The 12,285-nt window shown below is 74.1% G+C and carries 8 protein-coding genes; 6 read left to right on the forward strand and 2 right to left on the reverse strand.

Going from position 1 to position 12,285, the window contains the following annotated elements; translation table 11 throughout:
* Nucleotides 1-71 precede the first annotated feature (71 nt).
* The 3 genes from OG550_RS28310 to OG550_RS28320 all read left to right on the forward strand — a co-directional run bounded on the left by OG550_RS28310 (nucleotide 72) and on the right by OG550_RS28320 (nucleotide 6,755).
* Nucleotides 72-1,514 (forward strand): glyceraldehyde-3-phosphate dehydrogenase, encoded by a 1,443-nt coding sequence (locus tag OG550_RS28310; protein ID WP_327682229.1) that lies wholly within the window; start codon nucleotides 72-74, stop codon nucleotides 1,512-1,514.
* 374 nt (nucleotides 1,515-1,888) lie between these two features.
* On the forward strand, nucleotides 1,889-3,601 hold the full coding sequence (locus OG550_RS28315) for a glycosyltransferase family 2 protein (protein WP_327682231.1): 1,713 nt from the start codon (nucleotides 1,889-1,891) through the stop codon (nucleotides 3,599-3,601).
* A gap of 16 nt (nucleotides 3,602-3,617) precedes the next feature.
* On the forward strand, nucleotides 3,618-6,755 hold the full coding sequence (locus OG550_RS28320) for an acyltransferase family protein (RefSeq protein WP_442906088.1): 3,138 nt from the start codon (nucleotides 3,618-3,620) through the stop codon (nucleotides 6,753-6,755).
* Between the two features lie 150 nt (nucleotides 6,756-6,905).
* On the opposite strand, the gene OG550_RS28325 is transcribed toward OG550_RS28320, so the two are convergent.
* Entirely contained in the window at nucleotides 6,906-8,180 is a 1,275-nt protein-coding gene (locus OG550_RS28325; protein ID WP_327682234.1) for a serine hydrolase domain-containing protein, read from the reverse strand.
* A gap of 429 nt (nucleotides 8,181-8,609) precedes the next feature.
* Here OG550_RS28325 and OG550_RS28330 point away from each other — a divergent pair, with 429 nt between their 5' ends.
* Nucleotides 8,610-9,026, forward strand: a complete 417-nt coding sequence (locus tag OG550_RS28330) for a YrdB family protein (RefSeq protein WP_327682236.1) — start codon at nucleotides 8,610-8,612, stop codon at nucleotides 9,024-9,026.
* 148 nt (nucleotides 9,027-9,174) lie between these two features.
* Nucleotides 9,175-9,897: a DUF5995 family protein gene (locus OG550_RS28335; RefSeq protein ID WP_327682238.1), complete on the forward strand. Its 723-nt coding sequence runs from the start codon at nucleotides 9,175-9,177 to the stop codon at nucleotides 9,895-9,897.
* 95 nt (nucleotides 9,898-9,992) lie between these two features.
* On the opposite strand, the gene OG550_RS28340 is transcribed toward OG550_RS28335, so the two are convergent.
* Nucleotides 9,993-11,312 (reverse strand): NAD(P)/FAD-dependent oxidoreductase, encoded by a 1,320-nt coding sequence (locus tag OG550_RS28340; RefSeq protein WP_327682240.1) that lies wholly within the window; start codon nucleotides 11,310-11,312, stop codon nucleotides 9,993-9,995.
* A gap of 250 nt (nucleotides 11,313-11,562) precedes the next feature.
* On the opposite strand from OG550_RS28340, the gene OG550_RS28345 reads away from it, so the two are divergent.
* Nucleotides 11,563-12,279, forward strand: a complete 717-nt coding sequence (locus tag OG550_RS28345; protein ID WP_327682242.1) for a flavodoxin family protein — start codon at nucleotides 11,563-11,565, stop codon at nucleotides 12,277-12,279.
* The last annotated feature ends 6 nt before the right edge of the window (nucleotides 12,280-12,285 follow it).

A 12,285-nucleotide genomic window follows, 5' to 3' on the forward strand; every position in this document is an offset into this window, starting at 1 on the left:
GGACCCGTTTCGGTGGGCGGGCGGGGCCGGAGCTAGCATGTGTACACCCTCCTAGCTCGAAAGATGGACTTGTGACTGTCAACGACGACGTGTTCACGGACTGGAAGAACCGCGAGGAGATCGCGGAGTCGATGATTCCGATCATCGGCCGACTGCACCGGGAGCGGGACGTCACAGTCCTGCTGCACAGCCGCTCCCTGGTGAACAAGTCGGTGGTCAGCATCCTCAAGACCCACCGGTTCGCCCGCCAGATAGCCGGCGAGGAGCTCTCGGTCACCGAGACGCTGCCCTTCCTCCAGGCGCTCACCACCCTCGATCTCGGGCCCTCCCAGATCGACCTCGGCATGCTCGCCGCGACCTACCGCGCGGACGACCGCGGTCTCTCGGTGGAGGAGTTCACCGCGGAGGCCGTCGCCGGCGCGACGGGGGACGGCAAGATCGAGCGCTCCGGCTCGCGTGACGTCGTGCTCTACGGCTTCGGCCGGATCGGCCGCCTCGTGGCCCGCCTGCTGATCGAGAAGGCCTCCGACAACGGCCTGCGCCTCAAGGCCATCGTCGTCCGCCAGGGCGGTGACCAGGACATCGTGAAGCGCGCCTCGCTGCTGCGGCGCGACTCGATCCACGGCCAGTTCCAGGGCACCATCACCGTGGACGAGGCGACCAGCACGATCATCGCGAACGGCAACGCGATCAAGGTGATCTACGCCAACGACCCCTCCGAGGTCGACTACACGGAGTACGGGATCAAGGACGCGATCCTGATCGACAACACCGGCAAGTGGCGCGACCGCGAGGGGCTGTCCAAGCACCTGCGCCCCGGTGTCGACAAGGTCGTCCTGACCGCCCCGGGCAAGGGCGACGTGCCCAACATCGTGCACGGCGTGAACCACGACACGATCAAGCCGGACGAGCAGGTCATCTCCTGCGCGTCCTGCACCACCAACGCGATCGTGCCGCCGCTGAAGGCGATGGACGACGAGTACGGCGTGCTGCGCGGCCACGTGGAGACCGTCCACTCGTTCACCAACGACCAGAACCTGCTGGACAACTACCACAAGGCCGACCGCCGCGGCCGCTCGGCGCCGCTGAACATGGTGATCACCGAGACCGGTGCCGCCTCGGCCGTCGCCAAGGCGCTGCCGGACCTCAAGGCGAAGATCACCGGCAGCTCGATCCGCGTGCCGGTGCCGGACGTCTCGATCGCGATCCTCAACCTGCAGCTGGCGCGCGAGACCACCCGCGAGGAGGTCCTGGAGCACCTCCGCGAGGTGTCGCTGACCTCGTCGCTGAAGCGTCAGATCGACTTCACCACCGCGCCCGACGCCGTGTCGAACGACTTCATCGGCTCGCGGCACGCGTCGATCGTGGACGCCGGCGCCACCAAGGTCGAGGGCGACAACGCGATCCTCTACCTGTGGTACGACAACGAGTTCGGCTACTCCTGCCAGGTCATCCGGGTCGTCCAGTACGTCTCCGGCGTCGAGTACCCGACCTACCCGGCCCCGGCGGCCTGATCGGCGAGGTCTCACGGAGTCCCCAAGGAGTCCCCAAGGAGTCCCCACGGCGGGGCGGCAACCGGTTCCCGGTTGCCGCCCCGCCGTCGTTCCCGTGTACACGGTCGCCGGGTGTGTCAATCGTGTGTCCTGCGGAGGAACGGACGCCGCGAGGAGGTGTCGTCCGGCCGCTCCGGCGGGCCGTGGCGGGTGCCGCCGCGGGGATGTTGGAGGACTGTTAACCCTGGTGTGGCCTGCTGCTTTACGGACGGGGGTGGGCGGGTCGGTCGAATGGTGCAGGGGTGTCGTCCGGCCGCCGGACGAGTGGCCGAATGGTCTATACCAATGCGGTACTGTGGCCGTGGAGCTGTCAGAAACACGGCTGTGGGGGCCATATGACCGTCCAAGAACTTTCACCTGCTCAGACGGGGCCTGCCGAGCCCGTCGGGCACCTTCCTCAACCTCCTTCGGATCAGGAGCTCTACTGGTACTTCGGACCACAGCGCCGCTGGGTGCTGGTCGCCACCTCGGCCGCCTTCGTCTTCACGGCCGGGACGATGTTCACGTTCGCGCTGCGGACGCCCGCGCTCTGGGTCTTCCTCGCGGTACTGGCGCTCAACGTGGTGGCGCTGGCGCTCTCCTCCTTCAACAGCCTGCGCAGCCGCCGGCTCACCCGGCAGTCGCACGAAGTCCTCGTGCACGCCTGGGATCCGGACGGACTGCCGACCGTCGACCTCTACCTGCCCACCTGCGGTGAGCCGCTGGACGTCCTGGAGAACGCCTACCGGGCCGTCGCCCGGGTCGACTGGCCCGGCGCGCTGACCGTCTGGGTGCTCGACGACGGCGACCGGCCCGAGGTGGCCGCGCTCGCCGCCGCGCACGGCTACGAGTACGTGGTGCGCCCCGACCGGGGCCACCTCAAGAAGGCCGGCAACCTCAACCACGCGCTCACCCTCAGCAAGGCCGAGTTCATCGCCATCCTGGACGCCGACTTCGCGCCCAGGCCCGACTTCCTGCGCCACCTCGTCCCGTACTTCGCCGACCCGCGGACCGGCATCGTCCAGAGCCCGCAGTGCTTCGACACCGACGAGACGATGGGGTGGATCCAGCGCGCCGCCGGCTCCGCCCAGGAGTGGTTCTTCCGCTGGATCCAGCCCTCCCGGGACGCCAGCGACGCCGCGATCTGCTGCGGCAGCAACGCCGTCTACCGGCGCACCGCCATCGACGCGGCCGGCGGGTTCGCCCGGCTCGACCACAGCGAGGACCTCTTCACCGGGCTCGGCCTGTACGCCAAGGGCTACCGCACCCTGTACGTGCCGGTCCTGGTCGCCAAGGGCACCTCGCCCGACAACCTCGCCTCCTACGTCAACCAGCAGTACCGCTGGGCGATGGGCAACCTGCACCTGCTCGGCTCGCCCGAACTCAAGCGGATCGGCGCGCCCTGGCGGATGCGGCTCTGCTTCTACGAGGGCATCGTCGGCTACCTCGCCGCCGCCGTGAACATCTTCGTCGCGCCACTGCCGCCGCTGGTGATGATGTTCTGGTACCCGGACCAGGTCAGGCCCTGGCACGTCCTGCCGATGCTCGCGCCGCTCTGGCTCTGGCACGTCCTGCTGCCCCGGGTCAGCCGCACCCGCTGGCGGATCGAGGTGATCCGCTCCAACGTGCTGATGAGCGTCGCCGCCGGCGCCGCGTTCTGGCACACCCTGCGCGGCCGCAGCGCCGCCTGGGTGCCCACCGGCGCGGGCAAGGCCAAGCCCGGCGGAATGGCCCGACGGGTGGTGCTGGTCTCGCTGGCCTGGCTGATCGCCTCGCTCGGCGCCGGCGCGGCCGGGCTCGCCCTGGCCGTCGCCCACTACGGATGGGAGCCCAACTGGGGCCTCGGCCTGTACCTCGCGGTCCAGGCGCAGATCGGCGTACCGCTGATCCGGGACCTCGTGGGCGAGATCAGGGGGGACGCCCGAAGCAGTGCGTCGTCCGTTCCCACGAGCCGCGTCGGCATGCTCCCCCGGCGCTGGCCGGAGGGGCTGGCCGCCACCGCCACGCTCGTGCTCACCGCTCTGCTCGCCTCCGGCTGGGTCCGCCCGATGCTGCCCTGGCTGGGTTGAAAGGTCGTCACCACCCATGGAAACGCCCGTGGTTCCGGAACTCCGTCCGGATGCCTACACCATTCCCGGCCCGCCGCCCGGCGGCGCCGGAGCCCGGGGGTCCGGTCCCCGGGGCGCCGTCTCCCGGGGTTCCGATGCCCCGGGCCCGGCGCCCCGGCCGGGGTTCCGGCCCGACATCGAGGGCCTGCGCGCGGTCGCCGTCCTCGCCGTCCTCGCCTTCCACGCCTCCGTCCCCGGCCTGGCCGGCGGCTTCGTCGGAGTGGACGTCTTCCTCGTCATCTCCGGCTACCTGATCACCGGCCTGCTGGTGCGCGAGGCCGTCACCACCGGCCGGATCCGGCTCGGCGAGTTCTTCTCCCGCCGGGCCCGGCGCCTGCTGCCCTCCGCCGCGATCGTGCTCGCCGCGGTCGCCCTGGTCGGCGCCTGGCTCACCGTCCCGCTGCGCCGCGCCGACCTGGAGCACGACGTCCTCGCGGCGGCGCTCTCCGTCGCCAACTGGCGGTTCGTCTCCCAGCAGACCGACTACCTGGCGGCCGGCCGTGACGAGAGCCCGCTGCTGCACTTCTGGTCGCTCGCCGTCGAGGAGCAGTTCTACCTCTTCTGGGGGCCGCTGCTCGCCCTCGCCTGCTACCTGGTCCTCCGGGTGGCCCGCAAGGGCCGCCCCGACCGCCGCGGACGCTCCCTGCGGCCCGTCGCGGCCGTGCTCGCCGCCGTCCTGACCGTCGGGTCCTTCGCGCTCTCGCTGTACTGGACCCGCGACTCCGTCTCCCTCGCCTACCTCGGAACCCCCTCCCGCGCTTGGCAGTTCGGGGTCGGCGCGCTGCTCGCCCTGCTGCCCTGGCACCTGCTGCCCGGGCCGCGCCCGCTGCGCCTGCTGGTCGGGTGGGGCGGTGCCCTGGCCGTCGTCGGCTGCGTGCTCGCGTACAACAACACGACCCCGTACCCGGGCGTCGCGGCGCTCGTCCCGACCCTCGGCACCGCCGCCGTGATCCTGGCCGGCACGCCGGGCCGGGCCGGCACCGGCCCGGCCCTGGGCGTGGACCGGGTGCTCGGCACCCGCGCGCCGCGCGCCCTCGGCCGCCTCTCCTACAACCTCTACCTCTGGCACTGGCCGGTCCTGGTCCTCGCCGGCGCCGAGTTCGGCGAGCTCGACTGGCCCGTCAAGGCGGCCCTCACGGCCGCCGCCGCACTGCCCGCCGCCGCCGTCATGCGCTGGGTCGAACGGCCGCTGCAGCGCAGCCGCACCGTCTCCGAACTCCCGCGCCGGGGACTCTCCCTGGGGCTCGCCGCGGTCGTCATCCCGGTGGTGCTGGCGCTGGTCGTCGGCACCGGGACACTGCGCAACCTCGGCCCCGCCGCACCCGTCGACCTCCAGGGCCTGCCGCCCGGCTCGCCGGACGGCACCTCGCTGCTGGTGCGCACCGCCACCCCGCCCAAGGGCGGTCCGGCCGTGGTGCCGGACGCCGTCCAGGCCCGCCAGGACTTCCCGCCGGACGGCGAGTGCGAGGTCGCGCCGAGCGCCGTCACCAGCCCCGACTGCCGCTTCGGCGTGGTCGACAGCCCGGACCGGATCGTGCTGCTCGGCGACTCGCACGCCGGCCAGTGGTTCTCCGCGCTGCTCGCCCTGGCCGCCGAACGGCGCTGGGCCCTGGAGGAGTTGGTCAAGCAGGGCTGCCCGCTCCCGGAACTCACGGTGGTCAACCCGCAGTTGGGCCGCACCTACCGCGAGTGCGACACCTGGCGCGCCAACGCCCTGGCCCGGCTCAAGGACGGCCCCAAGCCCCGGCTGATCGTCGTCTCGACCCTCAACCGGTACACCGACGACCGTCAACTCCTGCTCCAGGGATGGGAGAAGACCCTCGTCCCGCTGCGCGAGCTGGGCGTGCCGATCGTCTACCTGCGCGACACCCCGATCCCCGGCACCGACGTGCCGGCCTGCGTCTCCGGCCACACCGAGGACCCGGCCGCCTGCGAGTTCCCGCGCGAGAGGGCGCTGTGGGCCGACCCGCTGGCCGACGAGATCGCCGCCGGCCGCCAGCCCGGGGTGCAGACGGTCGAGGTCAACTCGGTCATCTGCCCCGGCAACGGCCGGAGTTGCCCCGCCATCCTGGAGCGCATCCTGCTCTACCGGGACGACACGCACCTGACCAACGTCGCCTCCGTCGTCCTCACCCCGCGGCTGGACCGGCTGCTGGTCGAGGCCGGCGCGCTGCCCGCCAAGGGCGCCGCCACCCCCGGCGGTTCGGGCGGACCTACCGGCCCGGTCGGCGCGGACGGCTGGACCCGGCTGCTCCGGGACGACTTCGACGGCCCGGCCGGCAGCCGCCCGTCCGCCGCGAACTGGCAGTACGACCTGGGCACCTGCTACCCCGGCTGCCCGGCGCCGCAGTGGGGCACCGGCGAGATCGAGACGATGACCGACTCGACCGCCAACGTCCGCCTCGACGGCCGCGGCGCCCTGGAGATCGTCCCCACCAGGGACGGGAACGGCCAGTGGTCCTCCGGCCGGATCGAGTCCCGCCGGGCCGACTTCGCCCCGCCGCCCGGCGGCGTGCTGCGGATCGAGGCCTCGCTCGCCCTGCCCGACGTCACCGGCCCCGCCGCCGCCGGGTACTGGCCCGCCTTCTGGACCCTCGGCGCCGACCTGCGCAACGGCTACACCGGCTGGCCGGCCATCGGCGAGCTGGACGTGATGGAGCAGGTCAACGGCCGGGACACGGTCTTCGGCACGATGCACTGCGGCGTCCTCGACGGCGGACCCTGCCAGGAGCCCCGCGGCCTCGGCTCGGGCGACCAGCAGTGCGGGGCGGAGTGCCGCACCGGCTTCCACCGGTACGGGGTGGAGGTGGACCTGACGGCCGGCGCCGAGCAGGTCCGCTGGTACCTCGACGGCCGCGAGTTCCACCGGGTCGAGGCCGCCCGGATGGACCGGGCGACCTGGGACAAGGCCGTGGGCCGCGGGCTGTTCCTGATCCTGAACGTCGCCGTCGGCGGCAACCTCCCCGCCGCCTTCGGGGGCGTCCCCGGCCCGGCCACGGAGCCCGGCCACCCGATGCGCGTCGACTACGTCGCCGTCTCGGCGAAGGCGAAGGCGGGCGCGGGTTCGGACCCGGCTGCGGGTGCGGGTTCGGCTGCGGGCGCCGCCAAGCCGTAGTCCGTGCGGTGCGAGGGACCGGCCCGGGCCGGGGAGCCACGTGCTCCCCGGCCCGGGCCGCGTTCCGGTACGGGCTGTGGCGGGCCGCGACGGGCTCGCGATGGGCCGTGCAGGCTCCGGCGGGGCCGCCGTGGCGGGCTGGGCGGGCCGTCAGCTTCCGGGCGTCGCGGTGGCGGCACCCGGGCCGGCACTGCCGCAGGTCGCCGTCCGGAGCAGGGCGTCGAAGGTGTCGCCGGCGGCCGCCGACTCGCGGTACGGGTTGAACGAGACGACGACCTGCCGGCGCCCGGAGGCGTCGCCCCTGACCATCGTGCCGTAGCCGGGGATGCCGCCACTGAGGCCCCAGTACTCGCCGCACGCGGTGGGGTAGCGGGTCAGCCCGAGGCCGTAGGTGAAGCCGAGCCCGGTGTCCACCTGCTTCTTCATCTCGGCGAGTTCCGCCGGGCGCAGCAGCCGGCCGCCGAGCAGCGCGGCGTTGAAGCGGGCCAGGTCCCGGGTGGTCGAGATCCCGGCGCCGGCCGGGCCGAACGCGGACGGGTTCAGGAGGGTGATGTCGGTCGGCCCGGTCGGCCGCTCGATGTACGCGTGGGCGTGCGGCCCGGGGACGACCGGCGAGGTGACGGGCATCGAGGTGTCGCGCAGCCCCAGCGGCCGGATGATCCGGCGCTCGATCTCCTCGTCCCAGGTGCGTCCGGTGGCGCGTTCGATGATCATCCCGAGCAGGACGTAGTTGGTGTTGGAGTAGTTCCAGGCGCCACCCGGCGGGCCGTACGGGGGGTGGGCGGTGGCGATCCGCACGACGTCCAGCGGGCGGTGGGTCGTCCAGCGGCCGACGGTCAGCCACCGCTCCAGGTTCTCCTCCCCCTTGGTGCTGAAGCTCTGGTCGTCGGTGAAGTTGTAGATCCCGCTGGTGTGGTTCAGGAGCTGGCGCACGGTGATCGCACCGCCGCCGGGGACGATCCCGGGGAGGTGCCGTTCGATCGGGTCGTCCAGTCCTATGCGGCGCTCGCCCACGAGTTGGAGCACCACGGTGGCGGCGAAGGTCTTGGTGACGCTGCCGATCCGGAACCTGGCACCGTTCGGCACCGGCGCGCCGGTCGCCAGGTCCGCGACCCCCGCGGTGCCCTGCCAGACCGTGCGGCCGTCCTCCCGGACCTCGGCCAGGGCCGCCGACGAGCCGCCCTCCTCGACCATGGCCCGCAGCGCCGCCCGCAGCGCCGCCGGGTCGGTGACGGTCGACGGTGCGGCGGCCCGGTCCTGCCCGAAGGCGGTGGCGGTCGGAGCGGACGCTGCGGCGGTGGCGGCCGAGGCTGCGGAGGCCGACGGCGTCAGCGTCGCGAGCAGGCCCGCACCGGCGAGCGCGAGGACGGCGGCGTGGCGCGCGAGCCGTCGTGCGGAGCGGGCGTGCGGTGTGGCGGTGGTCATCTCGGTTCCCTCCCGGTGGCGGCCGGATCACTTCCGGCCGCCTCCACTCTGCGTGCGGCGCCGCCGCTGAGGCCTCCCCCCGGGGTCGTGACCGCCTCCCCCCGCAGAGCCAGCCGGGGCCCTCCGGCAGAAGGACCGGCACCGGTGCGCGAGCCGGCCCGGCCCGGCGGTGCCGGACGGACACGGCGGGCGGCGGCGGCACGGCGGCGGTGGCACGGACGAGGTCGGTTCCGGTGGGCCGGTACGGCCGGGTCCGTGGGCCGGGGTGGGCGGTTCCCACGCCGTCCGACCGTCACCGGCAGGGGAGGAGTGAGTCGCACCGCCGGAGGGCGCGGGCCGGCCGCCAGATCCGGCAAAGGGCTCCGGCCGGCCTGTCCGCGCACCGGCCACCACTGTCATGCTGGGCGTACCGAAACAGAGGAGGAGCACGTGGCGGGGGACAGTGTCGGTACGGCCGGGCTCGATGCGCGGCCCTGGTATGCCGCGAACGAACTCGTGGCCTTCCTGCTCGAACTCGCCGCGCTGGGCTCGCTGGGCTGGTGGGGATTCGGCGCAGGCCACGAGGGCGTCCTGCGGATCCTGCTCGGCGTCGGGGCTCCGCTGGCGGGCATCGTGCTCTGGGCCCTGTTCGCCGCGCCCCGGGCGCGGCTGCGGCCGCGGCTTCCGCTGGTCCTCGCGGTGAAGGCGCTGGTGCTCGGTGGCGGCGCCGCCGCCCTGTGGGGCGTGGGGCACTCCGTCGCGGCGGGCGCCATGGCGGTCGTGACGGTCGTCAACATCGCGGTGGCCGAGGTCTTCCGCACCCCTCCCGTCGAACGCGGCCCCGACCGGGCCGCACCCGCCGGGTGACGGGAGGCGGCGCGGCCGTACGGCGGTTCGGGTGACCGGGGGCGGTGTGTCCGGGCTGCGCGCGGGCGTGGCGGCGGTGGCCGGTGTGTATACGTGGCAGCCGGGTGGGCCGCTCGCCCACCGGACACCGCTACGGAAGGGAACCCCCATGACCCAGCCACGGGCCAGGGCCGCGCAGAGCGTGGAGGAGGCCGTCGAGCGGATGCGCGCGATCGAGGCCCGGCTGGACCCGCGCGACGGCGTCGCCTGCTTCAACCGGATGTACCTGCGGGTCACCGGACTCGTCGGCGAGCGGCTGACCGCCGGCTGGTTCCAGGACCAGGCGCTCATCGAGCACCTCGACCTCGACTTCGCGAACCTCTACTTCGACGCGGTGGACGCCGCCGAGACCGGGCGCCCGGTCAGCGCCGCCTGGAAGCCGCTGTTCGAGGCCCGGGCGAACCGGGTGGTCTGGCCGATCCAGTTCGCCTTCGCCGGGATGAACGCCCACATCAACCACGACCTCCCGCTCGCCGTCGTGACCACCTGCATCGAGTGCCGCACCACACCCGACACCCCGCCCGTCCACGCCGACTACCTCAAGGTCAACGAGCTGCTCGCGCAGGTCGAGGCCGAGGTGCGGGCCTCCTTCGAGGCGCAGGTCGCCGCGGCCGCCACCGAGGCCGCCGGACCGCTGAAGCACATCGTCTCCAGCTTCTCGATCGCCCGCGCCCGGGACGCCGCCTGGGCCACCTCCGAGGCGCTCTGGCACCAGCGCAACCTCCGCCCGGTGTACGACGCCACGCTGGCCGCCGTCACCGGCACCACCGCGCTCGCCGGGCGGATGCTGCTCACCCCCGTCCTGCCGCCGGTCGAGCGGCCTGACGCCTGACGCCTGACTCCTGACGGCGGACGGCGGGCGCCTGGCCCTGATGGCGGCCGGCGGCCGGCGCCCGGCCGTGCCCGCGCCGGCCGGGATCAGGCCGCTCAGCGCAGCGGGTCGAACGGTGCCAGCGCCGCCGCCGGACGCCCCGTGGCGACCGTCTCGGCGAGCAGCCTCCCGGTGGCCGGCCCCAGCGTGATCCCCCACATCCCGTGCCCGCCCGCGACGAACACCCGGGGTGAGCGGGTGGCCCCGATCAGCGGCAGCCCGTCCGGGGTGCACGGTCGGCAGCCGACCCACTCGTCCCGGCGGTCGTCCAGGTCGGCGCCGCTCAGCAGCGGGCGGGCCGCCTCCGCGACGGCCCGGACCCGGCGGCCGTCCAGCGGCGCCTCCGGGCGGCGGAACTCCATCATCCCGGCCACCCGCAGCCGGTCGCCCATCGGCGTGCAGGCCACCCGGTGCGCGGGGAAGTACACCGGTCCGGCGGGGAGCCGCCGCACCGGCACGCTGAAACTGTAGCCGCGACCGGCCTGGACGACCGTGCGCACACCGAACGGGCGGGCCAGGGCGCCGAGGTGGACACCCCCGGCCAGCACCACCGCGTCGAACTCCACGGCGTCCCCGTCACCCGTGAACAGCTCGACCCGACCGCCCCGGTCCCGGAGCGCGCCGACGGCGGTGCCCGGCCGGATCACCCCGCCGCGCCCGCGCACCGACGCGGCCAGGGCGTGCACGAAGCGGCCCGGTTCCAGGTGGCGCTGGCCGTGCAGCAGCACCGCCGCGCCGATCCGCTCGGAGAGCACCGGCTCCACCGCCCGGGCCTGCGCGCCGTCCAGCAGCTCGTGCTCCACCGGCTGGCCCGCCGCCCGGAGGTGATGCAACTCCGCGACCAGGGACCGCCGTTCACCCTCCGTCCGGAACGCCGCGAGGAACGGCGCCCCCTGCACGGTGCGCGCCGCCACCCCGCCCGCCTCCAGGGCGTCGAAGGCCGGCAGCGCCACCTCGTTCAGCGGCACCAGCGCCGCCATCCCGCGCCGCCACCGTCCGGGCGTGCTGTGCCGGACGAACCCGGCCAGGAACCGCAGCAGCCGGGGGTCCGTGCTCGGCGGCACGTACACCGGCGAGGCCGGGCTGAGCACCGCCCGCAGCCCGTACCGCAGCACCGCCGGCTCGGGCAGCGGCGCCGCGAGCCCGGGCGTCAGCCACCCGGCGTTCCCCCGGGACGCGCCCGCGCAGACGTCCTCGCGGTCGAGGACGGTGACCTCGACGCCGTGCTCCTGGAGGAACCAGGCGGTGGCCAGGCCGACCATCCCGGCACCGACGACGGCCACCCGGCGGGGCCGACCGGCCGGGCCGGGGGAGCCGGGGGAACGGGGGGAGGCGTCGGGGGCGTCGGGGGAACCGGGCGAGGCGTTCGGGGACATGGGCCCTCTCCATCTGCTGTCGCTGCCGCCGCTGATCCGCAGCTCCTCCGATGGTGACCCGGACCGGGGCGGGTGTCGTCGTCCCCGCGGGTGGTCCTGACGGCCCGGCCGGTACCGGCGTCCCCCCGCCGGCCGGTCCGCCGCCGGTCCGCGGCCGCGCACCCGGCGCCCGGTCGGCGCAGCCCGGCGGGCGGCCCCCCGGACGCCGGGGTGGACTGGTGGGTGACCGCCCGCTGTGGAAAGGCCGCCGATGTCCTCCCCGCTCCCCAGCTACGCCGACCTGAGCGCCCTGGTGATCAACTGCACCCTCAAGCGCTCGCCGGAGCGCAGCCACACCCAGGGCCTGATCGACGTCAGCACCGGGATCCTGCAGCGCCAGGGCGTCCAGGTGGACGTCCTGCGCGCGGTGGACCACGACATCGCCACCGGCGTCTGGCCCGACATGACCGAGCACGGCTGGGAGACCGACGACTGGCCGGTCCTCTACAGCCGGGTGATGGCCGCCGACATCCTCGTCCTGGCCGGCCCGATCTGGCTGGGCGACAACTCCTCCGTGATGAAGCGCGTCGTCGAGCGGCTCTACTCCTGCTCCTCGCTGCTCAACGCCCAGGGCCAGTACGCCTATTACGGCCGGGTCGGCGGCTGCCTGATCACCGGGAACGAGGACGGCGCCAAGCACTGTGCGATGAACGTCCTCTACTCCCTCCAGCACCTCGGCTACACGATCCCGCCGCAGGCCGACGCCGGCTGGGTGGGGGAGGCCGGGCCCGGGCCGTCCTACCTCGACCCCGGCTCCGGCGGCCCCGGCAACGACTTCACCAACCGCAACGCCACCTTCATGACCTGGAACCTCCTCCACCTCGCCCGCCTCCTCAAGGACGCCGGCGGCATCCCCGCCCACGGCAACCAGCGCTCCGAGTGGGACGCCGGCTGCCGCTTCGACTTCGAGAACCCCGAGCACCGCTGAGCGGGG

Origin of the sequence: Kitasatospora sp. NBC_00458 (assembly GCF_036013975.1) — a bacterium.
Taxonomy (GTDB): Bacteria; Actinomycetota; Actinomycetes; order Streptomycetales; family Streptomycetaceae; genus Kitasatospora.